At 58.2% G+C, this 26,419-nt stretch carries 22 protein-coding genes; all 22 read right to left on the reverse strand.

The genetic code is table 11. The features are described 5' to 3' along the window. Positions 1 to 2: 2 nt before the first annotated feature. The 22 genes from M5B98_RS08065 to M5B98_RS08170 all read right to left on the reverse strand — a co-directional run bounded on the left by M5B98_RS08065 (position 3) and on the right by M5B98_RS08170 (position 26,411). A complete protein-coding gene (locus tag M5B98_RS08065) occupies positions 3 to 1,091 on the reverse strand; it encodes a hypothetical protein (protein ID WP_248742388.1) in 1,089 nt (362 codons plus the stop codon). 116 nt (positions 1,092 to 1,207) lie between these two features. Continuing rightward, the gene (locus M5B98_RS08070) at positions 1,208 to 2,056 is read right to left on the reverse strand and encodes a tetratricopeptide repeat protein (RefSeq protein ID WP_248742389.1); all 849 of its coding nucleotides are present in this window, start codon (positions 2,054 to 2,056) and stop codon (positions 1,208 to 1,210) included. Further along, positions 2,043 to 2,591, reverse strand: a complete 549-nt coding sequence (locus M5B98_RS08075; RefSeq protein ID WP_248742390.1) for a hypothetical protein — start codon at positions 2,589 to 2,591, stop codon at positions 2,043 to 2,045. Before M5B98_RS08075 ends, M5B98_RS08070 begins: the two co-directional genes overlap by 14 nt. Positions 2,592 to 2,610: 19 nt before the next feature. Further along, on the reverse strand, positions 2,611 to 2,988 hold the full coding sequence (locus M5B98_RS08080; protein WP_248740400.1) for a hypothetical protein: 378 nt from the start codon (positions 2,986 to 2,988) through the stop codon (positions 2,611 to 2,613). Between the two features lie 28 nt (positions 2,989 to 3,016). Next, complete coding sequence (locus M5B98_RS08085) at positions 3,017 to 3,499, reverse strand: hypothetical protein (RefSeq protein ID WP_248742391.1); 483 nt, start codon at positions 3,497 to 3,499, stop codon at positions 3,017 to 3,019. 22 nt (positions 3,500 to 3,521) lie between these two features. After that, entirely contained in the window at positions 3,522 to 4,031 is a 510-nt protein-coding gene (locus M5B98_RS08090) for a hypothetical protein (RefSeq protein WP_248742392.1), read from the reverse strand. A gap of 142 nt (positions 4,032 to 4,173) precedes the next feature. Continuing rightward, positions 4,174 to 4,905 (reverse strand): hypothetical protein, encoded by a 732-nt coding sequence (locus M5B98_RS08095; RefSeq protein WP_248742393.1) that lies wholly within the window; start codon positions 4,903 to 4,905, stop codon positions 4,174 to 4,176. A 53-nt stretch (positions 4,906 to 4,958) separates the two neighbouring features. Beyond that, on the reverse strand, positions 4,959 to 7,409 hold the full coding sequence (locus M5B98_RS08100) for an alpha/beta fold hydrolase (RefSeq protein WP_248742394.1): 2,451 nt from the start codon (positions 7,407 to 7,409) through the stop codon (positions 4,959 to 4,961). A 9-nt stretch (positions 7,410 to 7,418) separates the two neighbouring features. Further along, positions 7,419 to 8,813 (reverse strand): TIGR01777 family oxidoreductase, encoded by a 1,395-nt coding sequence (locus tag M5B98_RS08105; protein WP_248742395.1) that lies wholly within the window; start codon positions 8,811 to 8,813, stop codon positions 7,419 to 7,421. A gap of 140 nt (positions 8,814 to 8,953) precedes the next feature. Beyond that, positions 8,954 to 10,318, reverse strand: coding sequence for a lysozyme inhibitor LprI family protein (locus tag M5B98_RS08110; RefSeq protein ID WP_248742396.1), 1,365 nt, complete (start codon positions 10,316 to 10,318; stop codon positions 8,954 to 8,956). A gap of 20 nt (positions 10,319 to 10,338) precedes the next feature. Next, positions 10,339 to 10,800: an XAC2610-related protein gene (locus M5B98_RS08115; RefSeq protein WP_248742397.1), complete on the reverse strand. Its 462-nt coding sequence runs from the start codon at positions 10,798 to 10,800 to the stop codon at positions 10,339 to 10,341. A 426-nt stretch (positions 10,801 to 11,226) separates the two neighbouring features. Next, positions 11,227 to 12,087: a tetratricopeptide repeat protein gene (locus tag M5B98_RS08120; RefSeq protein WP_248742398.1), complete on the reverse strand. Its 861-nt coding sequence runs from the start codon at positions 12,085 to 12,087 to the stop codon at positions 11,227 to 11,229. Then, entirely contained in the window at positions 12,080 to 14,950 is a 2,871-nt protein-coding gene (locus M5B98_RS08125) for a hypothetical protein (RefSeq protein ID WP_248742399.1), read from the reverse strand. Before M5B98_RS08125 ends, M5B98_RS08120 begins: the two co-directional genes overlap by 8 nt. A 37-nt stretch (positions 14,951 to 14,987) precedes the next feature. Next, a complete protein-coding gene (locus M5B98_RS08130) occupies positions 14,988 to 17,030 on the reverse strand; it encodes a type VI secretion system tip protein VgrG (protein ID WP_248742400.1) in 2,043 nt (680 codons plus the stop codon). A gap of 28 nt (positions 17,031 to 17,058) precedes the next feature. Beyond that, positions 17,059 to 18,060, reverse strand: coding sequence for a serine/threonine-protein kinase (locus M5B98_RS08135; RefSeq protein WP_248742401.1), 1,002 nt, complete (start codon positions 18,058 to 18,060; stop codon positions 17,059 to 17,061). After that, positions 18,057 to 18,785, reverse strand: coding sequence for a PP2C family protein-serine/threonine phosphatase (locus M5B98_RS08140; protein ID WP_039765158.1), 729 nt, complete (start codon positions 18,783 to 18,785; stop codon positions 18,057 to 18,059). The genes M5B98_RS08135 and M5B98_RS08140 overlap by 4 nt, the downstream gene beginning before the upstream one ends. After that, complete coding sequence (gene tssM, locus M5B98_RS08145) at positions 18,785 to 22,324, reverse strand: type VI secretion system membrane subunit TssM (protein WP_248742402.1); 3,540 nt, start codon at positions 22,322 to 22,324, stop codon at positions 18,785 to 18,787. The genes M5B98_RS08140 and tssM overlap by 1 nt, the downstream gene beginning before the upstream one ends. 13 nt (positions 22,325 to 22,337) lie before the next feature. Continuing rightward, positions 22,338 to 23,213: a type IVB secretion system protein IcmH/DotU gene (icmH, locus tag M5B98_RS08150; RefSeq protein ID WP_007954389.1), complete on the reverse strand. Its 876-nt coding sequence runs from the start codon at positions 23,211 to 23,213 to the stop codon at positions 22,338 to 22,340. A 5-nt stretch (positions 23,214 to 23,218) separates the two neighbouring features. Then, entirely contained in the window at positions 23,219 to 24,550 is a 1,332-nt protein-coding gene (tssK, locus tag M5B98_RS08155; RefSeq protein WP_085708838.1) for a type VI secretion system baseplate subunit TssK, read from the reverse strand. Positions 24,551 to 24,552: 2 nt separating this feature from the next. Continuing rightward, on the reverse strand, positions 24,553 to 25,053 hold the full coding sequence (gene tssJ / locus M5B98_RS08160) for a type VI secretion system lipoprotein TssJ (RefSeq protein WP_085731356.1): 501 nt from the start codon (positions 25,051 to 25,053) through the stop codon (positions 24,553 to 24,555). A 5-nt stretch (positions 25,054 to 25,058) separates the two neighbouring features. Beyond that, complete coding sequence (gene tagH / locus M5B98_RS08165; RefSeq protein ID WP_085708836.1) at positions 25,059 to 26,252, reverse strand: type VI secretion system-associated FHA domain protein TagH; 1,194 nt, start codon at positions 26,250 to 26,252, stop codon at positions 25,059 to 25,061. Positions 26,253 to 26,270: 18 nt separating this feature from the next. After that, the gene (locus tag M5B98_RS08170; protein ID WP_003229566.1) at positions 26,271 to 26,411 is read right to left on the reverse strand and encodes a hypothetical protein; all 141 of its coding nucleotides are present in this window, start codon (positions 26,409 to 26,411) and stop codon (positions 26,271 to 26,273) included. Positions 26,412 to 26,419: the final 8 nt, after the last annotated feature.

Below are 26,419 nucleotides of genomic sequence, written 5' to 3' on the forward strand. Positions count from 1 at the left end.
GACTAGCGAAAGTCCTCTGCGCTTTTGGGTCGCGTCTCCAACCCGAAATCCGCCAACCGATGTACGTAAGCATGACCACCGGCATTACAAGACTGTCGGAATACAACTCTATCCCCCTTGAGCACCTTCAGATAACTCACGAAGGCCTGGTTAACGAGGTAGGTATACGCACCGCTTTTGAACTTGATGATGTTCAGGTTCACGCTGCCTTCCGACGCATCTACAACAAAGAATTTGCCCTTGGGTGGCGTAGCATTCTTCGGGTAGACCATCTCGATATTCCCCGGCACACCATAGCGATACTGAACAGAACCGGCCGTGGGCTTGCTGTTTCCCCGCGCACAAACAGAAACCGTCTTGCCGCCCTCCAGTGGGCAGCTGAAGTAAATGTCTTCGTCATCCGAGCACAACGTTCCATCCTGCCCGCCCTTCAACGGCGCCGTCTCCTGCGAAACGCGCTCCGGCGCTTTCGCGATATCAGCACAGTTGGACAGGCAAACCAGCTTCGAAAGATCCGGAACATCGCTTTCAGTGAACAGGTACGTCGCTGAACCCTCACGGCTGCGGGCGTAATAAACGGGGACACTGACGGCCAGCCCCTTGGCCGACACCGGCACCTTGGCATCCCCACGCGAGACAACCCAGCCTTCAGCCTCCCCGCACAACGCCTCCAAAGCGACGTCATTGAACGAATCTTTCGTGGGCACGGCGAACGGCTTGGCATTACCTCGGCAGTCGTAGCCATGCCAGTAGGGGCCAGTGTTCATATCAATGTCTATCGAGAAAACATAAGCGCCGTCGAGCACCACTTTGCCGCTGTCGTAAGTGAAAACCAGCCAGCGCCGCGTCTTCGATTGTGAGGAGTTTTCTTCCTCCAGGATGTAGCGCTCGCTATCTCTATACAGCCAGAAAATACTCCCCGCTCCGGCCGATACCGGCCTTTCGGAGAGACGCTGCCCGGACTTAGCATCCACCAGGAAATCGTCTCTCAGCGCCAGCGCACAGTCGCTGCCAACGTCCCTGCACGACGTGAGAGACGGGAACATCGGCCCCGCCACCGCAGAGAAAGAACACAGCAATAACGCGATCAAGCCTAATCTTTTCAACTTGCCACCTGTTTCAAAGCGAGTAATCCATCACTTCTTCCAGCCGCCAGCATTGCCCACGGACAAACCGATACTCAACGCGATAAAGCGCACAAACATGTTCAATTTTTCATTCCCTGAATGACGGATCGCTCAACTGCACGTTGAGGTATTTTCTGCGCCTTGCCGTCGGCGCTCATCGCGTCACGGTACTGGCTGTAATAGCGCTGCGCTTCGTCTTTGCGATCAAGGCGCCAGAGAGAATCGGCGATGTTCAACATCAGCACTGTGCGTTTACCGACGGCCTCAACTCCGCGATAGAACTTCAGTGCAAGCTCATCTTTGCCGCCCTCGGCCAAGTAAAAGCCAAGGTCGTTATAGGCCTGAACATTTTGCGCCGGGGGATGACACGCCATGTAAGACTCTGGACTTAAAAAGACCAGACCCCATTCGATGAACTCTGCGCGGGACTGCGCCAGTTCGTTACTTGAGACATGTTTCAGCAAGTCCTTTGGAGACCTCGTCTCCAGGGCGGGAGTGAGCACATCGCCGTCGCCGGTAACCCATTGATTGCCCTTCCACTGGCCGACACAAAAAGTGGCCGAACGATCAGCCAGCACGCAACCGGTCTCCATAGAAATAACCGTGCAATGCTGTTGCGACACTAGCTTCTCTTCACCGTTTTCGTCCGACAACATGCCGAAGATCACGGGGTCGAGCAGCAAGGTTTTCTTGTCAGGACTGAGCATATTGGAGTGCCCATCGGCGCCAATATCGGCGCCAAAGAGCGGAAAGGTTTTCCCTTTGGCGGTGAACCACGCAGTCGCCGAATCCACACTGGGCATCGTCCATTCTGTAGTCCGAAACGAAACCGTGTTCCCGTTGACACCTACTATCGGCGGGTCCTCGGCAAAGGCGCTCATAGCGCTGCACAGACTGCCGATCATCAATACCCACTTAAGGCTGCCCATAGTCGATCCTTTTCACTGACGGACTTTCCGACTGCAGCTGCCTCTTCGTCACGCCATAAGCCTTGATCAGTTCTTCCCAGGAACCCTTCGAACCAAATGAGCGCTGGGTATTATCGAAGCTGTATTGCTCCAATCGCCCCGCCGTCGAGTAATACCCACGCCATTCAGGACAGGCACCGCAACCGCCGTAGCCACCTATCGAAACAAGACTGCCCTTGGTTCCTTTCACGCAATCCATCGCCACAACAACGTTACTCAGCATCTGCGTCTTCTTACCGTCCGACGTAAGCTGTGAAACCTTGTCGATGTTGCGGCGCAACACTTTGCCGCCGATGTTGATCGTCTGATCGGAGCAGACCGGGATGAGGTGGGTTTCCGCGTCATCCACCGTCACGGATCGGCAGGACGACACCATCACCACTTCAACACCGCCACATTGCATGACATCGCGCTGGGTGTAGGCGTCCTTGGGAGCGGCGAAAGCTGGAAGCGAGAGCAACAGCGAAAGGCTGCCCGCGAGAAGATACTGATTCATGGAAAATTCCCTTTTGCCGTTAACCGGCCTGTTGTCCAGCCAGGCACTTTGCGTAGCCATCGGCGAATTTGGCATCGAATGACAGTTCCACCGGCTCTTCCAGTTCAGCCGAGGTGTTGAGCAACACCCGAGTGGCCGGGGTGTATTTGATCCAGCCGATGGTGCCGGTGCCGTCCGTATCAAAGAGCAACTGGGCTCGCACCATTTCACCGTCGTCTTCATCAATCAGCAGATTGACCTTGTCCTTGCCGACATAGCGAAACGGGAAGTTACTGCTCCTGACCATTTCGGTGAGATAGCCGTAGCAACTCCCGGCTTCGGCAGTTGCCGGAATGGCGTAGGTGAGGGGCAACAGTAGAAGTGCACTCAGCATGGGCCGAATGGAAAAGCGGTTCATCCAATCATCCTTAATCAAACAACGGCGATCACAAATCCTTGAACGTCAGCAGCCGGAACTCGTTGTTCACAAACTCGAAGTAGCGGGTCCTGTAGCGGCTTTCCAGCTCATTACCCTGCGCGTCCTCTTCGGTATCGGCCGCAATGCCGGAAACAATGAGCAGACGGCTATCAGGCCGATTCGACAGGCTTAACGCATTGCCGTCGTATGCATTCGGCAGTCCGCCGACAACCTCCCCCGTGCGCGCATCCAGCACTTCGCCGCAAATGGTGCTGCCGCCACAAGCAAATTGGTACAGGATGTAGTGGCCGGCAAAGTTGACCTTGCGCTTGAGTGCCTGTGCACGATCCTTATCCATCCTCGGGTTGCTGTGTTCTTGCGGCACCGGTTCATGATTAGTGCCGGCGAACACTGGGGTGACAGTGTAATCCTTGAAGGCCGGGTTGGCGGCGCAAGCCACGGACGTGGCAATGACCAAGAGACTGCCAAGTAGAACTGAACATCCTTTCACGCTGTAACTCCGTAACTGAAATCTATTCGGACTGACCTTCATAACGCTGTGTCTGGGGGTTGAATTGCCATAGATGTGGTCGGGTCATGGCTACGTTGTTTTTGTAGCGAATCTGCCCGCGTTTATCCCTGATGTAGGAATAGATCTCGATGTCTTTGAAGTCGCCGCCGTTCTTGGGCGGACCGTCCAGTACCTTGATCCCGGCAAAGTAATCACCGCCGGTATGCTTCAAGTAACCACGGCATTGGATCAGGAAGGCGTACGTCATGTCGCCGGCCGAGCCGTGACTTGAATAGGAGAGGAAGATGAAATCGTCTCGGCCATCGCCATTGAGATCACCTTGGTACACCACCTTGCCACGCTCTAGAGAAAATTCGCCATCGTAGAAGCCAGAATGTATGTCTTCGACACTTTCCCCACTGTCTTTCCATTGCGTAAGAAAAGTCTTGGTATCGCTTTCCTCGTTGCAGAAATCCGACGCCATCCCTGCCATCGGCAACCAGCTCATACATAACAACAGCAGTCTTTTCACTTCATTTCCTTTGAACTAACCCGTCTCAATTCAGCGGGAGTGTTTTTCCATTCGCAGCAAAGGGCTGCACTCGCCGTAGCGCGGATCTGAAGCTGCCCGCAAGCAAACTTTCACGCTGTAACTCCGTTCGGTCTTCGCAGGCTTACTCAAAAGCCATGCTGCGCACCGCTGTTTTGATTTGTTCAAATCCTTCGGCGCTGATCGCCAACGGGGTGGCCGAGCCTGATGCCGCCGAGCCGATCAACACACTTTCGCCGCGCAGCAGGCAGAACGCGACGCGGGTGATGTGCCGTCGTGACTTGTCGTGGAAGCCGAAGATGAACCCCGAAGACTTCTCTCCACCCAATGCCTCGAAGGTGTATCTGTTCTTGGGCCCTGCCAGCGACGTAGGCTCCCAACCATGATCGGTCAGGGTCGCCGGGCATCTACGGTCGTTGTCATCACGCAGGAGTTGTAGAGCAATGGAGTCATTTTCCGGAGGCTTCCGGGCGGTGAGCAAGGAGAAGCTATCAGCGCTTTCACACACCGCACCAAACCATGGCTGGCTCAAGTTACCGGACTTCTCGAAATGCCAGTCATAGCCACTCGACGTTTCCGCCTGCCACATGCCAGGTGCGTTGGCCCGAGTGGGCAGTTGTTTGTCCGCGACGAACACCAGATAAAAGCTTTCGAACGTCAGCCATTGATCCTGTAACAGCGGCATGGAGAACCGGCATGAGCCCAGCTCGACAGCTGCCTGGACAGGACCGTGCGCAACAGCTGACTGGCCCGACTTATCACCAACCACAATGGCATCGGCGGCCACGGCCGTCTGTACCAGAGCAATACAGCCGAGTAGCGAACCCAGCAGCCATGAAGGCTTGATTAAACCCATCAATCCATATCCCTGTGCATAACGTTATCGACCACTTCTTGACCGCAGTCGGCTCATCCTTTGTTCGCAGGATTGATCAGCTCTAGCTCACCATCGAGGTACAACACCTCACACCCCACCCAGGCCGGATCCACCTGCGGCATCACCGCCGAGGGCTTACGCAATTCCCGCAACAACGTCGAACCATGCGACAACCGTCCCCCCATCCGCGCAATCACCGCCCGCGCTGCCTGATAGTGCTCGTGACGCCCGGGATCGAGGGTGTCTTCCAGCAGGATGTCTTCGCCAAGAATGCCCCGCACCTGCCCCGGGTAAATCATGAATCCGGTGGCCTGTTCGGCACCTTCGCGGCCGTCCTGCCAGAAGCTGCCGTCGCGCGTGCGGATGTCCGGGTGCGGCGCAAACCAGTGTTCGCGATCCGTCAGGGGCATGGCGTGATGCAGGCGGAAGAAGATGCGCATCAGGTTGTCGCGATACCACTCGCGCACTTGCAGGTAGTAACCCCGCAGGCCCGGCAGGCCGGTCGAATGAGCGAGGCGAATCAGCCCTGACCATTGCGGGAAGGCCTGTAGTGGCAACGCGCTCGACGCGGGTCGAGGCGTGGCCGGATCGGTCTCCCACGGCAGTCGATGGGGGCTGTTTTCCAGGTTGTCGTAAGCGGTGGGCGGTCGGCCCAGCCAGTCCCCGCCGCTGCTGGCCAGCGCCGTGGCGATGCACAGATTGCCCTGCACCACGAACACATAAAACCGGGTGAACCAGTCGGCCAATTGCTGACCGTCAGCCCCCTGGGCGACGAGGTCGGTCAGCTCCCGGTCGAAGCGCTGCAAGCCGTGTTCAAGGCTCAGCAAATGTCCGCGAGCGATACGTTGCATGCGCAGAAACAACGGCAGCGAACGCAACATCCGCAGCGGTCGCCACGGCAGATGCGGAGTCGCGCCGCCGACTTCGCCGGCATAGTTGCTGGCGCTGATGCCCCAGTCGGCCAACCGCGCGAGAAACAGGTCGTTGTTGATGTAGGACGCGCCGCCAAATACAGCCGTGAACGGTTCGTTGTCCTGCAACACCCGCGCATCCCAACGGGCCATGATCGCCGGAATGCTCGCGGCGGCCCGGCGCTGGGCGTACTCCACCAGCACGCTGGGTTGCGGCGGCAGGATCTCGGCGATGTTGGCGGCCGTCAGGTGCCGACGCCAGCCGTAGTCGCTGATCGGCCGGTATTGCAGCAGCCACAGTTGCGTACCGTCCCAGGCCCATTCGACATCGCCCGGCACATAGTGAAACACCCGCAAGACATCCTGGAGAAAGCGCCACAGCACGTCTTCGGCCAACCCATGGGTGGCCGTGAACGTGCCGCTGCGCCAGGCATCGCCGAGCCGCGAAAGCGTCGCTCGTTCCGGGCTGATCTGGCCGTCAGCGAGGGACTCAAGATGACCTTCAACCCATTCGAGTTCCACCGACAGATGACGCACAAATGCGATGCCCGACACCTGCGGCGTGATGAAGCGCTGCACCACCACTTCCTCGACACCTTCGGCAGTCAGCTCGGCGATGCGCGCCGGCACGTTGGCGGCCGGCTCGCGCAGATAGGTCGTGCTCAAACCGGCATTCGCCGAGTCGGCCTGATCTTCGCCATAACTGGAGGAACGCACCGCCCAGGTCGCCTGCGGTTGGCTGGCGAGAAAGGCCGGTAGTCGCGGATCGTTGCAATCGTTGAGGGTCAGCGCCGCCGGCACCGGTTGTCGGGCCAGTTCCGCCAGACGCAAACGCCCGCCCTTGGTGTGCGCGACGAAGCCGCGCTCGCCCGACTCCAGCCACTGCGCAAACTGCACGGGCGCGTCGATCCACGGGTAATGACCCCAACCGGGTTTGAGGCTGATGGTCAGGTCTGCGCGCGCAAGAATCGCCGACCATGCCGCCGCTTGTTCGATGCCGAGCACCTTGTCCTGATCGCCCCAGACCAGCTCGACCGGCTCGGTGATCCATTCCAGCAATGGCAGTGCGGTGTCGGCACGGATCAGATCCCAGTGCGGCACAAACGCACGGCAGCGCGCATAACCGGCGCCCATGCGCTGGTACTGCGCGGGCGTCCAGGTCTGGTTGGAGAACTTGCGCGCAAACAGCGTGGGTTTGTTCGACAGCAGCCAATGAATGCTCTTTCGGATTGGCAGCGGTGACATCAGCGCCGGCAATCGACGCTGCCACAAAAAGGCGCCCACCGGCGCCAGCAAAACACTGCGAGAAAAGTGCCCGGGCCGACGTTGCAGCGCATGCAGCACCAGCAACGCGTTGACCCCGACGGCCATGATCGCGCTGCCCTTTTGCGTCATCGCCAGCAAGGTCTGCGCATAAGCCGCCAGATCCTCGCAGGGCGGCTGCGGGTTGGCGCCGAAGCCCGGCAGCTCCAGCGGCACCACCTCGTAACGCTGAAAGTGCGGCAGCGCGTCATCCCACCAATCGGCGGCGCTGCCGTTGCCGGCCAGCAGGTACATCAAGGGCTTGCTCATGGGCGATCCTCAGGCCAGATCGCGCAGCGCGGCGTCGAGGGTCGGATAGCGGAACGTGTAGCCCGCCTCGCTCAAACGCTGCGGCACCACACGCTGACCGTCGAAGAACAACTGAGCCATTTCCCCGGCCAACGCACGCACTGGCGCTGCTGGAATGTGGAACCACACCGGGCGCTTGAGGACCTTGCCAACGTTCTCGGCGAACGCTGCCTGACTGACCGTTTCAGGCGCGACCATGTTGTAGGTGCCGCGCAAATTTTCATCGTGGAAGGATCGAGCGATCACCTGAATCACATCGTCGCGATGCACCCAGCTCATGATCTGCTGACCGTCGCCCATGCGCCCGCCGAAGCCCAGGCGGAACGGAATCAGCAATGGCAACAACGCACCGCCCGGCCCGAACACCACGCCAAGGCGCAGCACCACCTGACGCACGCCAAACTGCGTGGCGGGTTGCGCCGAAGCCTCCCAACGCGCGCAGAGCTCGGCCATGAAACCGTCGCCCTTGCTAGCCTGTTCATCGAGGTTTTCGCCGGCATCACGCACACCGTAAAAACCGATGGCCGAGGCCTGAATCCACAGCGCCGGTTTGTGGCTTGTGTGCTTCAGCCAGGTCATCAAGGCTTCGGTGGTATCGACCCGACTGGCGAGCAATTGCGCCTGACGCCCGGGACTCCAGCGCGGGCCAGCGACCGGTGCGCCGGCGAGGTTGATCACCACGTCGAAGGGTTCGTCGCGGCCGAATTCGCTCAACGACCGCACACAGCGAACACGACCATCGAACAGGTTCGCCGCTTTCAACGGATCCCGCGCCAACACGCTGACCGTGTGACCACCGTCGAGTAATTGATTGACTACGGCTTCACCGATAAACCCGGTGCCCCCGGTGATCAGCACACGCTTGTAGGCGCCGCCGGCAAAGGGGTTGGACTTGCTCACGGTTCTTTCTGGTGGGGATGTCCGACGATCATGGCGCAGCAACCAGATCAGCGGCGGCAACAGCACCAGCAGCGCAAAACCGTCGAGCCACAGATGCGACCAGACCTGTTTTTGCGCTGAAAGCCACATGTCCTGCGGCGCCCATAACAGCACGCCCGCCATCAACCAGCCCCAAATTGCAGGAGCTCTAAGACGGTTGCCAAGGTGCACCAACGCGAGCATGTACAGCGAATAACTTTGCAACGTCGCGCCGAACAGCGCGAGCCACCACACTTGCTGCTCGTGGCCGGCAGCAGGAACCGGATCGGCGCCCCAGAACGCGAGTTCGAGGGTGTGAAGATAGCCGTCGAGTAATCCGGAATGACCGGCCCAGGTCAGCGTTAGACCGGCGAGCACATGCACGATCGCCGCGGCATACAGCCAAAGCACCATCGCGGGGCGAAGAGAGAAAGAGGGGGCTGGCATTCCGTGTCCTGAGCGCGTTCCTTGAGGGCGCGGAGTTTAAAGGAAAATGGGGGGTGTCAGATGCACAAGCGTTAAGCGTTTTAGTGCAACTGGTTCAAGATCAGCGCGTGCGAAAGCGCACCAAACATGCCCCACGAACTTCAAATGCAGTGACTGGCTTTGATCGGCTGTGTGCCTTGCGAGCTCAAAAGCTTCAAGTGCTCCTTCGCCCGAGGGTCACCTTTGTCAGCAGCCATTTGGTAGCAAGCCAATGCGCGGGACATATCTTTTGTGCCCAGTCTTCCACCCTCGAATGTAGAAGCCAGATAATTCATCGCTTCGGTCGAATCCATCTTTACCGCCCGAATGATCTGCTCTTCCGCTTGCGCGGGATGAAGGCAAGGGCCGCCATAGTCTGTGGAATTTCCTAAGCAAAAAAACGTGGCATAGGCCAACGCGCCACTCGGTATTTTCGAAGCCGCTTTGAACAGCGCTTCAACCCTCGGGGTTTCCAACTGAGACGCCATTTGCGAAAGGCTAAGGCTTGCCGCCGACAGGCTCGCCTGTGCATCCCCCGACTCTGCGGCACACAAGTAATTTTCCAAGGACGCTTCGATCAACTCCACCGTCAGTCGGTACTGCTCAAGAAACCCTAACCCACCTAACGCTTCAGCACGTTGATAACAGAATTGCTCGGCACGGCTCATTCCTGGGTTATTTGTCGCCACCAGATACTGTTCGCTGACCGACCAATCCTCAATCCCCTCCAGCACCCAACATGCCTGCCGCGAGAAATTGAAGATTTTCACATTGCTGTTGCCCGCCCGCTTATCGACCACGTTGACGTGACTGTCATCGACCTCTTCAATCTCGACTCCAGGTGTCTTGCCGGGTGTGATGGCGGCCATCAGCGGATAGGTGAAAGAAGCTCCGCTGACGCCCGAGGTCGAAGGCTCAAAGGTACTACGGTCCTTGCCTGCAACCGGCTTCAACACAAGCGACTTGACCGTCATCGCAGTGAGACGATGCTGCGATTCACTGCTGGCGGAAAACGCTGTCAGGAAAGCAGGGAATTCCTCCGAAGGACAAGCGCCGTTGGCCGGCGCTGTCGAAGTGCTCTTATCGGATGCAAGAGCAGGGACGATCTTGTCCAGATACGCCGAGCGCTCGCGACTCATTCTGGCGATGCACGAGTTGACCGCAAACACATGCGCCGGCATCCCCGTCTCGATCTCGAATGCCTCCAACGGACAGTTCGCATCGCGCAATTTCAGCCACGCACGTTGCGACTCTTTAACCTTCGCCGCGTACTCCGCGCCCAATGCCGGATCCGCTCGATAATCAGACTCAAGCCGCACCATCAATTGCTTATAGCTGACGTTCAGCTGCGTATCGGCAGCCTTCTTCGCCGCCTCCGAGCACGGCACCATTTCCAGGCTCGAGGTGACATGGCTGCAGTCATCCTGCGCGTACACCGCTGTAACAGGCAGCAGCATGGCCAGCAGGGTAAAAACAAAACGTTTCACTGTGTTCTTCCTTGAGTCATTCAAGCTTTGCGTTTGGCGAACCGGGTGACGCATTGTTTGGGTATGTTCATTTCCCAATAGGTGCTGAGCAACGCTTTACGCTTTTTGTCGACGCCCAAATTAACGAAACCATCGCCACAGTCCGGCTGCAATTCTTCGAACGTGCCGGTTTTGACTTGGTAAATGAACACCCGGTAGTAGTCGTAAGTGCCCATTCCGTCATCAAGCTGCCAGATCGCGAAATCCTTGGCACCGTCGAAATTGTAATCATCGATCTGCACATGGAGTTCGTTTACGGCTTCAAAATCGATAGTTCGCGACTCGTTATGCATTTCGCCTTTAACCGCGACACTCAGCTTGGAACCTTCGAGAACCAGCGTCGCCTCGATGCCTTTGGTTGGGCTGAAGGTAGTGGTTTCGGCCAGCACCGGCATCGACCACAGCAGGCCGAGCAATGATGCTGCTAGAGTTTTTGATCTCATGTGTTCGCCTTACTCCCACTCACATCCGGACTCCAAAGAGGAGTCGAGCTGGTGTTATTTCCAAAGTAGTAAACCTTGCCGTTGGACTTCTTCGTGTACGTCATCGAGACGATCTGCGTTCCTTGAGTCAGGAGCTCTCGGCGGCGAAAGGAGATAACGCCAAAAAATCAAAACATGAATTTTTCATACTTATCAGAACTCGTTAACCACGGACGACTCTTCAAGCAGCCAATGCAATGTTGTGATCCACTAGTGGACAGTTTTATTTAAGACTATCGCCAGACGTTAACAACGTCTAGCCAATTAATTAAAACCAATCTCCTTTCGCACCTTCACTAAACCACCGAGCAAAAATAAATTTTTCCAATAGCCACTAAAATTAACGCCCCCTTTAAATAAGAACAACACTCATACAGGCACAGTCGACTATTGACCCAAGCGCTCTCCAACTCGCACTGGAACTTTTTCCAACATGCCACGCTTTAACATAGCCGCACGATAGTCAACATACAAAACCTTTGCTTCATTATTTCTTCCAAGCGCCCAAAGTGAATCTGCAACGTTAAGTTTCAACGGTATTCTGTCAGGAGCAAGAGGTAGTAATTCGTTATAAATTTGCATTGCCAACTGGTGCTCCCCCCCCTGTGCCAAGTAGAATGCAAGATCATTATATGACGAAATACTTTTCTCAGGAGGATAGCATGCCATATAAGAAGGAACCCCCATAAAGATATAATCTCTCAATAAACTGGCTCGAGATTCACTTTCAGTAACCCCAGCCACATTAGCAATCAAACCACTCGGTGAGACGCCACCAGTAGAAGTGTCAAAAATCTTTCCTGTCGCCATCTTCCACACTTCACCATGCCATGCTCCATCACACTGCTGCACCGACCCAATATTCTTAACACAGCCTGTTTCCATTGAAATTACATCGCAGTACGCTTGAGAGGAAATTTTTTCCTTACCGTTCTCATCTACAACTTCCCCAGCATCTGTTCGTTGAACCATTAAATATTTTTTCTGGGGAGACATCATGCTTATATCAGAGCTGGCCACAACCCCATCTTCTGCCGAATCAGCTCTTGCTGGAAGCGAGTAAATCTTGAATTCTTCCGTGGCGCTTCTGAATTTAATGTCATGCCACCCTCCATATTTTTCTTTATAGTCTACAAATCTGACCACATTCTCTTTTGCGCCAACAACTTCCAGCGTCGAACTATCAGCACAAACAGCACCAACACCCAACATGACAATAAAAAATGCTAATGAATATTTTTTAATCATTTGCTGCCGCCTTTAAATTAGTGTATCTATCCAACGGCTCCGTCATACCAATCCGATTAGGCCCATAAATATCAGTAATTTTTCGTTCATAAGCTGCGTGATTACTACCCCATGTTGTTATATCTTTGCTAACTGTAGGATTTTCCAAAAAGAATTTGTTTAACGCTCTTTTTAGGTTTGCACCTACGTTATTCGGCCGATTGACATGTTCATCCAAAACCGTAGCTAGCCCAAGCGTTGACAAAAATAGCTGTCCAACAGTAAAACTATAGGTACTTATTGTTTTAATACGAACATCTCTCAATCGATCCACAAACTCTGATATTTGAAGCTCCACGTATTCAGGCGAACCCACTGCACAAGACAACACGGAAACAGGCTTACATTGAATAACTTGCAGAAAGTTATGCTCCCCGCAACCCTGCCGCAACTTACTCTTCAAAGGCCCCTTTTCAAGTTTTTCACCACTTGAGTATTCTGGATCTTGGTAATACATCCTAGGTTCAGCAGCACTAAGATCCAAGTACCATCCTTGATTTTCAAACAGTTCGACATACTCATCAGGATAAAGCATCTTGAAATTTTTAACTTGAATCGGCAGTTCGCCCTCGCCATCAGTATTAACTGTTTTTTGCATTGCGCCCGCAGATATTATTTCACTGTCATATGCCTGGACGGTATTCACCTTCCCCTCGTTTTCACACATAACAGAAATAACTTTTTTCTCAAAAGCGGTAACATTTTTAGCTGCAGTTACAGCACCCCACTGGGGGGCATCACCCAATTTTCCTTCACCCCACGCTGCCGGACCATAACGACCATGATATCGAGTAACTTTCACAACTGGATTACAGGAGCATTGTTTCTTCTTTTCAAAATTCCCTATAAGTCCTATGGAGTGAATATGCCAAACCTTGCCATCTGAATTTAGCGCTTCCTTTATAGCTACATCTTTCCACCACGACATTTCCTTGATTCGTTTTTTTTGCGCTACCCAGTTTAAATTAGGCACATCTACCGTATGCCCCATCAATCCATCCAGCGCGTCCCACTTGTTCGCGTCGTAGTACCACTCACTTTCACACTTAGTGACAAGCTGAGATATGGATTGTGCAAACCAAGGCTTTGCAAGTGCCGCCTGAATTTCTGTGGTTGTCAGTTTACCGTTTTTGTCAGTATCAATTATGTCGTACAACCCTTCCTTTACCGGCCCTTTAATTGACGTACTTGCCATAGGAACAAAAGTAGCTTTTTCCTCTTCGGTAAGCAGATCGCGATCATGAAGATACGAAGAAAGGTGATCGGCATTGCTCCCCGTTTCTTCAATGAATTTAAACCCAACCCAATCCCATGGATTATGGCGAGTAGTTATCAAGTCCTTGTCGCCCAACCATCCGCTAATCGGATTACCTTGTGCATCCCCCAGCAGTCCTTCAAGAAGCCACCATCGAGTCGTGCTGGTAGCTGCTGGACCGGTACCTACGCCTGGTGTAGTGATAGTTTGTTTGATTTTTTTTGAATCTGGCAGACTCTCTAAAACGCTAGTTGGAATAATCAGATCAAACTTATTCACCACACCACTATCATTAGCCTGAGGTGGATTTGTAGCACTGATATCCGAGCGATGGGTGATAAGTTTTGTATCCTTGTGAACCTTCATCAGGTTTTTTTGAGCCGCAGGCAAGGCAGCGGCTTTTTCTCGACTAAGAGAAACAAACTTCTCGATATCTTCGCATGTAAAAACCTCTACATGGACCAAATTACGAGCTATTCCCTCATCGTGCTCCTGATAATGACCGGGAAAACCCACCAACGCTCCAGCCTTGATAGCTACCGGATTATCGAGCAGAACAACCTTCCCCAGATCCTTGGGTTCGGTCTTGGTCTCAAGTGAAGGAAACCATACATAACCGCCAACATTTCCGTTCTCATCAGTGGCAAGTGCGGGGATCGGTGCTCCACTAACGACCTTTACGAGTTTCCGATAATTTCCAACCGCTCCCTCTTGGCTAATCTCAACTTGAGTGCCAGCAGGCAGTATCGACATAACCTCACCGGTAGTCGAGCCGGTCCTACGCACTCTCAAACCCTTGGCTTGATTAGCAGGGATATTTTTCGCTAGCTCGCCAATCAGGTACTGATTTTCGCCTTTACTGTTCATTTGGGCTTTGAATACCCACCCGCCTATAGCTGCGGATTGGTCAGCTTCCGGCACCACACTGACAACTTTTAGCCATTTTCCATCTGTACTCGCGACTCCCGTTGTAACAGTGGTGCCACGTGGCAACGTAGTCAGAATATTGGTGTAGCCCGCTGTCCCAGGGAGGTCAGCGCGTACGTTCAAACCCTCGACGGGATCACTCACACCCGCTTTTACCTGATAGCCACCATTAGCCCAGTACGAAGGCCGTTCCAACATGGGTGTTTTCGTCCTGTAGCCTTCCATGTCCAGCAGGTGCATATAGAGACTATAAAACGTCAATATCGGGCCCGCAGCCTGAGCGGCGCCCGAGTTGGCAGAAGGTGTAGGGGGAGCGGGCATCTCCAGGAGATGCTTCACCAGCACGAAGCCTGTCGAAGCAAAAGCGGTGCGATCCGTATATACCGTGGCTGGATAGGTGTCATCAATACGATAGGCAACTACTTGCCCATCAGCGATACAGCGTACCTCGCTCTGTGCAGAGACTAATCCGGAAGCCTCATCAAAATGCACGCCGCCATGCCACAAGCCATTGCCGCCAAGTGGGTAATAACCATCCTGCGCCTTCGCCAAGGCAGCGTAATACCGCTGTGGATCTGTGCCACCCGCACCACCAATCTTTATCGGGTAAGACCACTTTTTAACTTTCACTGGCTCTGTCATTTGTACTTTTACCTAATCCTTTTTGATCCGTTGGCGGTCAACCAGAGAACCTGATCATTCGCATTGGTCGAGGGTCAGCTTTCTGAGGCACCGCATTCCCCAACGCCTGATCCATCAAACTCCCCGCCTTATCCTTATCCGCCGCCCCCGGCAGTACCGGAGGCTTAATCCCAATCCCGGTGCCACTCCCCGCCGACCCGCCAGCATTAATCTTCACCACCGGCCCAACCACCGTCACACCACCGCCATCGAGCTTGATGAAACTGCCGCCGCCGAGAATCGTCAGCTCAGTTCCCGCCTCAATGACAATTTTGTCCCCCGCCTTGATGTGTATCTCTTTCCCGGCACTGGTCAGTTGCGCCGTCCCGAGCTTCACATGCTGGTTCTCACCAATGGTCAGGTGGTCGTCCATCCGCGCTTCGATCTTGCGGTCGGAAATCGTGGTGCGGTGTTCTTCGGCCTTCAGCTCGGTGTAGGTGTTTTTCACCACGGTGTCGTGGCGTTCGTTGCCGACGCGGATTTTCTGGTCGTGCTCGACGTTTTCATCCCAGTCACGCTGGGCGTGGATGAAGATTTGTTCGGCGCCTTTTTTGTCTTCGATGCGCAGTTCGTTGTAGCCACCGCCGCCCGGGGAGCTGAGGGTTTTGAAGACAGTGCGGGTTTTGTTCGCCGGCAGGGCGTAGGGCACCGGGTTTTCCTTGTGGTACAGGCAGCCGGTGACCAGTGGTTGGTCGGGGTCGCCTTCGAGGAAGGTGACGAGGACTTCCATGCCGATGCGCGGGATGGAAATGGCACCGTAGCGGTCGCCGGCCCAGGAGCTGGAGACGCGCAGCCAGCAGCTGGTTTTGTCGTCGGCCTGGCCTTCGCGGTCCCAGTGGAATTGCACCTTGATGCGGCCGTACTGGTCGCAGTGGATTTCTTCGCCTTTGGGGCCGGTGACCATGGCGGTCTGGCTGCCGAGCACGCGGGGTTTCGGGTGTTCGAGGGCCGGGCGGTAGAACACGTCCCACGGGGTGGCGAGGAAGCGGTTGCGGTAGCCCTGGTGGAAGTCGTCCTTGTTGTCGGTGGTGTCGCTGGTTACCGATTCTTCGAGGACTTGCGGCTGTTTGCCTTCGTGGAAGATTTCAGTGAGCAGCCACAGGTCGTTCCACTCGCTGCGCGGGTGGTCGGACATTTCCATGAAGTGGCCGCTGACGAGTCTGGTCTGGTCGCCGCGACCTTCGGCCTGACGGTAATCGGCGCGATGGCGTTCGAGGGCGCGCTGGCTGAGGAACTTGCCGCGCGCGCGGTCGATGAAACGGCCGGGGTAGTCATAGTCTTCGAGATCCGGTTCAGTGCTTTCGCCATCCGGTTTGTACGCTGCTTCCATTTGCAGGCGCGGTTTTTCGAAGTCGTAGTCGCGGCGGGTGGTGCGGCTGGTACGGGTTTCCAGACGCAGCCGGAAGCCTTTGATCACCGGCTCTTCGGCGACCATGCCGCTGCCCTGTACGTACGCGGTCGGTTGGCCGAGATTCGGGAACACAGTCTGGTCATCGCCGAACACCAGCAGATGGCCTTTCTGGCTGTGCTGGAAGTGGTAGTGAATGCCTTCTTCTTCACACAGGCGCTGGACGAAGTGCAGGTCGGTTTCGTCGTACTGCACGCAGTAGTCGCGATCCGGGCACGGCTGGCTCAGCTGGAAGCTGTAGGCGTTGCCCTTGATGCCGTGCTCGTCGAGGATCAGCGCGATGATTTTCGGCGCCGACATCTGCTGGTAAATGCGCTGGTTGGTGCGGTGATGCAGGTATTGCAGCTGCGGCACCAGCGAGACCTTGTAGCGGGTCAGGCGCTTGCCGGCATCGCCCTGGGCGACACGGTAGATCTGACCGTGAATGCCCGAGCCTTGTGGATCGAGGGCGAGGAACGCCTGTTTGTGCAGGAGTTTTTCCAGGTCCAGATCCGGGTTTTCGCTGACCAGTTCCAGGTCGAAACGGAACGGCTGGCTGATGCCTTCGGTGCCGGTGAACGACAGGACTTGCAGGTCGCCTACGTAGTCTTCGACCGTCAGGCTGAAGTGCGTTTCGTTAGCTGGGTTGAACATAAAGTGCTCCCTGTTCGAATGTCATCCGTTACGCCCTCAGCCGCAAACGCTGCAACCAGGACGAAGTGGCGCCCAAGGCGTCACGCAATTGTTCAGCAGTGATGTTGCGCTCTGCTGCGTCAAAGGCCAGCGCGGTGCGCAGCGCTGGCCAACAGTGTGTCGGCAGATTTGCCGGGGCTTGCAGTTCGCGATCCAGGTGTTCGTCACGGGCCTGGGTCGAGGGCAAGCGGCGGAACGGGTGTTTGCCGCCCGCCAGTTCATAGATCACGCAGGCCACGCCGTACACGTCCGCGCTGGCCGACAGCGGTTGGCCCTCGAGCAGTTCGGGGGCGGCGTAGCCCGGGGTCCAGGCGTTGAAGCGCTCGCGGCTCAGGTGCGGCAGGCCGGGCAGGATGCCCTCCTCGGCTTGCCCGAGACCGAAGTCGAACAGGCGCACGCCGTCTTCGCAGAGCATGACGTTGCTCGGTTTCATGTCACCGTGCAGCACGCCGCGACGGTGGGCGTAGGCCAGCGCGTCGAGCAGCGGCAGCGCGATGTCGCGCAGTTCTTTCCACGGCAGGCCCAGCGGCCGCTCGCAGAGCAGTTTGTCCAGGGTCAGGCCACGCATGAGTTCCATGGTGATAAAGGCCCGCTGGCAATCGGTGTCCACTTCGAACGTGTGCGGTCGCAGCACGTTGTCGTGACGCAGGCGTCGGGTCAGGGCGAACTCGCTGTAGAGCAATGCACTGGCGTCCGGCGACTCGGCAAATTCTTCGCTGAGGATTTTCAGCGCAATGTAAGGATCGGGATCGCCGAACTGTTCGTGCAGCAGATCCCGGGCCCGGTAAACCGCACCCATGCCGCCGGCCCCGAGCAGACGCTCGAGGTGATAGCGGCCGGCGAGTACGTCCGGCAGTGCACCGATGCTGGCCTTGGTTGGCGCCAGCAAAGGCTCTGCCTTGTTTTCCCTGGCGAAGGCGAAGTAGGTCAGGTTGTTGGCCTGCTCTTCGCTCATCAGCAAGTCGTCGACTGAGGATTCGAGTTCAGTCATTGGCGGATCACCACGGCAGTCAGATTGTCCCGGGCAGCGCCACGCAGGGCGCCGTCGAACAGACGTTCCAGCGCCACGTGTGGCGCCGCCAGGCTGAGGGCGTTGCCGAGGGCATCGCTGCTCAGGCCTTGATACAAACCATCGCTGCACAGCAGGAACACATCGCCCGGATAGACCTCAAGTTCCAGCACATCCAGGGTCAGTTGCTCCGCCGCACCCACCGCCCGGGTCAACGCCTGGGCGGCCGGGTGCGCCGCAGCCTGCTCGACGCTCATCTGTTGCTCGTCGATCAGTTGCTGCTGCAGCGAATGGTCCTTCGACAGCTGATACAACCGCTGCCCGCGCCACATGTAGCAACGGCTGTCGCCGGCCCAGATGCAGGCCGCACGATTGCCTTCCACCAGCAGCGCCACGACGGTACTGCCCATGATGCTGTCGTGACGTCCGGCAGTGACGGTCAACTCCTGCCCCAGGCGCCGGTTCAGCCAGTGCAGGCACTGGCGGATGGCTTTGAGGCGTTCGTCGAAGTCTTCGTGCTGTGGCAGTTCAGCCAGGCTGGCGACGATCAACTGGCTGGCGATGTCGCCCCCCTGATGACCGCCCATGCCGTCCGCGACCACCCACAGCCCATGCTGCGGGGTGTCGAGGAAGGCATCTTCGTTGCGCGACCGCACCTTGCCCGGGTCGGTTCGCGCCGCGCTGCGCCAGGGACTGGCCACCAGCATCAGAGCTGCACCGGCATACGGAAGGTGCGCATCACGCCCATGTCGAACGGGTTCGGCGTGCGCTGGCTGGTCAGCAGGTAGTTGGCGCGCAGGCCACCCACGTCGGCTTTCAGCACCAGCACATCGCGACCGGTCAGGTACTCGGTCTGCATCAGGTCGAACAGACGGAACAGCGACCATGGGCCGGAGTTCTTCTCGATGCCGATCGGGCGCCCGGCCATCTTGTCCATGACCAGGCTGGTGCGACCGTCTTCAGCATCGGTCGGCCACTTGAAGTTCATCGGCAGGATCGGACCGTGGCGGTATTCCATGGTCTTGTCGCCGAACTTGAACTCGGAACGGCTGACCGCCGGATCGAGGGTGTACGGCTCCAGTTTGAACTGCACGGTCGGCTCGGCCGGGTTGATCGAGAAGAAGCTCTGGCGAATGTTCAGTGCCGCCGCCATCTGATCAAGGAAGACCTTGGACACCGGCAGGCTGCGACCGTCGATGCTGCGCATCCGGTAGTTGCCCGGATCACCGCTGACGAACGGACGCATGTAGCTGTCGAAGAAGCGGTCGAGGGTGCCTTGAGCCCGGAAGAACTCGCGGAAGTCGCTGATCGCCACGTCGCTGGTGCTCGATGCGCTGAACGGGTAACGCTGGTTGATGGTCTTGCCATACACGCTGTACAGCTCGCTCTGATAACGGCCGTTCAGGTATTGGTAGGCATCGTTGAGCACCAGACGCCACGAGTCTTCGGCCAGCACGTTGAACCACACGCTCAGCGGACGCGGCAGACGACCCGACGCATTGCGCAGGTTGGTCAGCGCATCACGCTGGCCGCTCATGCGGGTCTTGGCCAGTTCGAACGCGGCCTGCTCCGGCGTGCTGGAACGGGCGAGGCCCGCCAGTTGCAGTTGCAGGTCGTTGAGCGCGGTGAAGGCCGGGGTCAGGTCAGCGGCCGGGCCGTTGTTGTCGTCGAGCAGTTTATGCAGCGGCTCGAAGCGACGTTGCAGCGACTTCTTGGCGGTGTCCGGCAGGTTCTTCGCCACGTTCATGGCCGCAGCCTTGTCCGTCAACGCCGAAGCGAGTTTGCCGACCTTGCCCAGTTTGCCCTTCTGCCCTGCCAGTGCATCGGCGGCGTCACCGGCTTCATCCACCGGCTCAGGGGCCGCCGGGAAGCGGGTGTTTTCGCGCACTTCAGTCAGCAGCGCCAGCACCGGCGAGTTGGCCGAGGTCAGGCCCGCCAGTTGCTCGGCGCCTTCACCGGCATCGCTGATCGGCGGCAGCGCCACCTGGCCAACGGCCTCGCTCCAGTAGTTGGCGTAGTCGCGGAAGTACAGCTGCTCCAGCTCGACCATCAGGCGACGCAGATCCATGTCGCTGATGCCCGCACCTTCGCCCAGTACCCAGTTGTCACGCAGGATGTCAGTGACCAGCGCCGAACCCTGTACCGAGAAATACTGCTGATAACCAGTCTGGGTGTAGAAGCCCGGGATCACATATTCGGTGCCGATGAACAACGAACCTTGCGGGCCGAGGTGTTGGCTGAAGCGATAGTCCGGCAGGTTACGCGCCTGCTCGCGGAGCATGCGGTAAACCACAGCCGCCAGGGACTCACTGCGCAGAACCTGACGGGCCTGAGTCACCAGCTGCTCGTTGAGCGGGTAGATAAACGGCAGCTTCAGCAGACGCTCAAGGTGCGCATTCAAACCGTTCTGCACCGCAGTGTTGCCGGTGTAGCGCTGGGACCAGTCAGTGGCGACCCAATCCTTGAGCCATGCCGCGTCGCGACGGTCCTTCATGTTCAGCATCAGGTACGCGCGCAGGCTGTTGATCAGCTTCTCGCGGTCCTTCATGTTGGCGCGGATCTGGCCTTCGAGCATGGTGGCAACGCGCGGCAGCAGTTGCTTTTCAAGCTCGCGCTCATACGCCTCCTTGACCACCGGATTGACGTCCTGGCCCTGATACAGACCGACGCGCTCGTGGTACGCGGCGTCGCCCTTCTTCGGGAACACCTGGGTCGCGGCGTAGCTGGTGTCGAGGGTTTTCAGCGTGCCCATGGCGTCATCGCGCGGCGACAGTGCCGTGCGTTGCTGCGTCCAGTTCTGCGCCAGGTTGCGCAGGTTTTCCAGTCGCTCCCAGTTGGCCGAGAAACCACCGGCCCAGAGCATGCCGAACAGCACCAGCGCGCCCAGTGCACCGACGTACAACGCACGCTGGCCCCAATGGATGCGGCTGCGCTCGCGCTTGTCCAGCCCGGCCAGATCGGCCTCGGGGAAAATCACCCGGCTGAGCAAGTGGTGGATGAAACGCGAACGACCGCTGCGCAGGGTCGGCAGCACGCCGGCGCTCATGCCCAGGCTGGCGCCGATGCCGGCGGTGGTCGAGTCCATTTCGTGGGTCAGGTGCGGTGCGCTGGTCAGGTAGAAACCACGCAGTTGTGTCGCACGCTGGTAGCGGTTGCCGGTGAACGCCATGTCGACGAACAGGCACAGACGCTCGCCGATCTGGCCCATCTGGTGCGGGAAGTCGAGGATGCGGCCACGGCGCTGGGTGTCGCGCTCGGAGTGCATGCGCATGATCACCTGGCTGTTGAGGCGACGCAGCAGCTCTTCGAACTCGCCGCGCAGCACAGCCACGTCGGTGCCGACCTGATCCTTGCGGAAACTGGTACCCAGCACCTGATCGCTTTCTTCGCGGGTCAGTTGATCGAAGAACTCGTCGAAGCCCAGCAGCTTGTCAGCCTTGCTCAGCACCAGATACACCGGCACGTCGACGTGCAGTTTCTGATAGACGTCTTGCAGACGCGCACGCACCTGGCGGGCCAGGGTGTCGATGTCCTGCTCGCTGCCACCGGTCAGGGTTTCTACCGGAATGGTCACCAGCACGCCGTTCAGCGGACGACCGCGACGACGCTTGCGCAGCAGTTCCAGCAGGGTGGTCCAGGCGCTGCCGTCGACTTCCGAATCCGGCTGGGTCAGGTAGCGGCCGGCGGTGTCGATCAGTACACCGTGGTCGGCGAAGTACCAGTCGCAGTGACGGGTGCCGTGAGTGTCGCGGGTCAGCTTGCGGTCGATCTTGTTGATCGGGAATTCCAGCCCGGAGAAGTCCAGCAGGCTGGTCTTGCCGCTAGCCTGCGGGCCGATCAGCAAGTACCACGGCAGGTCACTGCGCCAGCGCTCGCTGCGGCCGCGATACAGGCTCGAAGTCTTGAGGGTTTTCAGGGCGTCCTTGAAACGCTCCTTCAACTCTTTCTGCTCTTCTTCGATCAAGTCGTCGCGACGGATACGGTCCTGGCCGTCTTCGGTTTCTTCGACGGCTTTCTTGCGGATACCGGCGCGCCAGCTGACGAAGACCATGGTCAGGCCCCAGATCAGGAACAGCACGGCGATGGTCAGCAACCGGGAGGTGGAACTCTCCCAGAACTTGTAGTCATCCACCGCCAACAGCGGGCCGACGAACCACACCAGCAGCGCCACGAACAGCACCAGCAGCAAGGTCCAGACCCAGGTCTGGCGCAGGAAGGCGCCGACTTTCTTGAAAAACTTTTTCATCACACGTCCCTGTTTACGGCTGCGACTGCGGCTGGACCGCGGCCGGATCAAGCGGCTGATAAGGTTGCAGCACGGTGTCGCGCTGCTCGCCCAAGACCCAGGCGAAGCCCGAATACATCATCACCAGACAGACGAAGGTGAACAGCACCACCATCCACGCCGGCACGATGCGCACCAGATTACGACGCTGATCGTTGAGGCCTTCCCACTGCGGCGACAATTCACGCGGCACGTCGCCACGCAACTGACGGATCTGCCGGTACAGGGCGTCGCGGATGCCTTCGAGTTCCAGCATGCCGCGGGCCTGCACGCGGTACTTGCCCTCGAAACCGAGGGACAGGCACAAGTACATCAGTTCCAGCATCGGCAGGTGCTTGACCGGGTTTTTCGACAGCCGATCGAGCAGCTGGAAGAACTTCTCGCCGCCGAAGGTTTCGTTGTGGAAGCTGCTGAGCAGGCTCATCTGCGACCACTCGCTTTCGTTGCCCCACGGCGTGGTCACGACGGCTTCGTCGACCACGGTGCAGAGCACGTAGCGGGCGGCCATCACCTGGCTGCTTTCGGCGCCGTTGTGCAGGGCGCGCACTTCGAACAGCTTGAGCCCGGCGGTCAGGCGCTCGTTGAGCGCGTAGAGGTCTTCGCGGGTTTCGCTGTGCTTGAGGCGCACCACTTCCGACAGCAGTTCGGACGACGCCGCCACCAGCGAATTGAGACTGATGTTGAAGGCTTCCGCCGGGCGCAGGCGCGCGGCGTAGATCATCCGTTCTTCCAGTTGTTCGAAGCGCGGCGGCGCAGCGAAGTCGGTCAGCGGACTCGCCGCCGGGCCATGGCCCTGACGGTCGAGCAGGACGGTTTTGTCGTCCTGGTTGTGTTCCATGTCCTTGATCATGTCGGTCAGTTCCTGATGGCCCAGAATTTCAGTTCAAGCTCGGCGAATTCGCCGGACACGTGGAACGCGAAGCCGCCGGAGCGCTCGAGTTGCGCCAGGTCTTCGGAACTGAGTTCGAGGATGAAATAGGTTTTGTTGGAGTGGAACGCGATCTGCCGCGGGGCCACCGGCAACGGTTTGACCTTGATCCCCGGCAGGTGCAGGTTGACCAGTTGGCGGATGCGCTCCACCGGGCCGACCTTGAGGTGCGCAGGCAAGCGGTTGCGCAGTTCTTCGGAGTCGCAGTTGGCACTGGCTGCCAGCACGAACGACGCCGAGCCCAGCAGTTTGTGGTCGTGCAGCGGCGACACGATGATCCCGTACTGACGCGCCTGCAGGATCAGTTCGATGGCGTGCTGTTCCAGCACCATCGACAGCACCTGACGGATTGACTCCATCAGTTTGCGGAAGCTCGCACCCTGGTCGGCGTGGGAGTAACGGCTGTCCAGGCGTGGGCGTTTGCTGTCGCTGGAGAAGGTCGCCAGATCGCCGAGCATGGTCAGCAGCGTGCGGTACAACTCTTCCGGGTGAACCTGCTCCAGGCCCAGGTAGTGGCGCAGCAGCAGTTCGGTGCGGTTGATCAGTTGCAGCATCATAAAGTCGCCGATTTCCGCGCCGCCGACCTTGCCGTTCGAACGAATCCGCTCGGCAATGGTGTCGCCCCGGTGACCGAGCATGCTGATCACTTCTTTCAGGCACGACAGCAGGTAGCTGGAGGCGTGGGCCTGAATGTAGGTCGGCACGAAGTCCGGGTCGAGGCTGATCACGCCGTCCGGCGTGGTGTCGAGCACGTCGCAGATTTTCAGCTTCACGTAGGCCTGGTCGCTCTGCTGCTCGCCGAGCAACAGCTTGAAGTCCGGGCGACCGCATTTGACCTGGCTCGCCGAATCGTCGCCGGCGTTGGAGTCGGCCACTTCGGTTTCATAGGCGGTGTAGCGCGCCAGCACGTCGGACTGCTCCGGACGGCGGGCCTCGATGTGGTTGCCGGTGACCAGCGGCAGCGCCAGGTAAATCGGCGTATTGCCGGTGTTCGGCGGAATGTCCAGGGCCAGCGGTTCGGTGTTGCCGCCGAGTTCGAACAGGCTGCCGTCCGGCAGGATCCCCGAGGCTTCACTGATTACCAGTTTGCCCATGTTGAGGAACTGCAAGTCGATCTCGAGATTCAGGAAACCCCAGGTGTAGCCGCCCAGCAACTGGGTGCGGGTCTTCATCTGGTGATCGTAGTAGCGGTCGTTGTGCTGGAAGTGCTGCGGACGCAGCAGCATGCCTTCCTGCCAGATGACTTTATGGGTATTCATGATCAGTCATCCGCCTTGGCGAGCACTTCGTTGGTCTTGCGGATACCGGCCTGATCCAGGGTCAGATCGGCTTCGGTGACTTCCAGCGGCGTGATCGGGAACGTGTGGCGCCATTTGGTTTCCGGCAGGTCACGGTACGCGGCGAGGATGCCGATGTAGCGGCTGCCCTCCTCCACGCTGAGTTTCAGTTCCACGGTTTCACCCGGGCGCAGTTCGAGTTCTTCGCTGGCCACCAGATCCGGGTTGAGGGATTCCTTGGCGCGCTCGTAGAGGCTGAAGAAATCGGCGTTCTCGAAGGTCACCGGGTGCTTGAGTTCGAACAGGCGCACCACGATCGGCGACGGACGACCGTTGAGGTCCGGGTTCAACTGATCGCTGCCGGTCAGTTTCAGGTTGATCTTGGTCACTTTCGAATACGGCGACAGCGACGAGCAACCAGCGAGCAGCACCAACAGGGTGAGCGCGGTCAGTGTCTTGAAAAAAGCGGTCGAGCGGCGAGACATGCGCATCATCCTTGGTGGTCGGTGTGGAGGGTGGAGATCAGGCGGATCTGTTCTTCGTAGGCCTGGGCGAAATCGCGGGCCAGCAGGCGCTCGCTCCAGTCATCGTCCTGACGCAGCGCGTGGTGGTAGCGGTTGAACGCTCTCCAGCGGCCACCGGAAGTCGCGAGCAACGGCTTGTTATCGCGCTCGAAACGCAGGGTCAACTGTTCCGGCGAGAAGTGTTCCAGGGTGCCGCGCACCGCCGCACGGCTGGCGGTCAGCAGCGCCACCTGATGCGCCTGCAAGTCGCGGAATGCTCGGGAGATCGCCTGTTCGGCCGGCAAGTGACCCGGCTTGTGCGGCTGCAACAGGATGTCCAGCGCTTCGCTCGGATCGACGGCGAATTTCAGCGGATTCTTGTTGGTGCCTTGCACGGTGGTCTGGGCCAGACGCAGTTCGTTCTTAAGCTCCGAACGGGTGCGCAGGCTCTGTTGCAGACCGCCGATGCTCTGACGCAGCAGGCGTGCAGCGTTGACCGCAAGCGCCTCGCGCTCGTCATGGCTCAGGCCTTTCAGATCGACACCCAGTGCCGCACCGAAGTGATCCCAGAAACCCTGTGGCTGACGCTCGACTTCTTTCGGAGCCGGCGCAGGTTCTGGCTTGGGCTCGACGATCAGCTCCGGCACCATCAGGCTTTCCATGTCGATGCGCGCGTAGTCGGCACGCTGACGGGAATCTTCCGGGTCGGTGGTCGGCGCGAGCATTTCCTCGAATTCCGAGTACACGCGCTCTTGCTGCTCCAGCGATTTCAGCGGGTCGAGGTCGAGGAACGCATCGTCCGGAATGATGGTGCCGGCGGCCCGAGGCAGGCCCGCTTCACCGTCGAACGTCGCCGGGTCGCGCACCAGTCGCGCACGGATCTCGAAGTCGCCCAGCACGTAGGTGCTGCCGTGCTCGATGCGCACCGGTTCGCCCTTGTGCAGACGTGCGCCGCTGTCGCCGTCCTGAACACCGTTGCTGCTGGTGTCGGTCAGGAAGAACGTGCCCTCGCGATAACTCACGATCGCGTGGTGGTTGGACAAGTGACGCTTGCGGTCAGGGATGATCCAGTCGCAGTCCTCGCCCCGCCCGATCACGCCGCCGGCCTGTTTGAAGGTCCGCTGGCACAGCTCGGTGGGCACGAACTGCTTGGTGTTCAGCATTTCGAAAACCAATTCCATGTTTGATGCTCCTTGCGGTCACTTGCCGCGATTGACCGCCTGCGGATCACCCAGTGGGCGGTAATCGTTATCGTTGAATTTGTAATTGCCGCTACAGCCGCCGAGGCCGCATAGAACGACGAGGGTCAGCAGGACAGCGTGCCAGTGACGAACAGACATCAGAGGGT

It is taken from the genome of Pseudomonas sp. MWU12-3088, assembly GCF_023242405.1.
Classification (GTDB): domain Bacteria; phylum Pseudomonadota; class Gammaproteobacteria; order Pseudomonadales; family Pseudomonadaceae; genus Aquipseudomonas; species Aquipseudomonas kribbensis.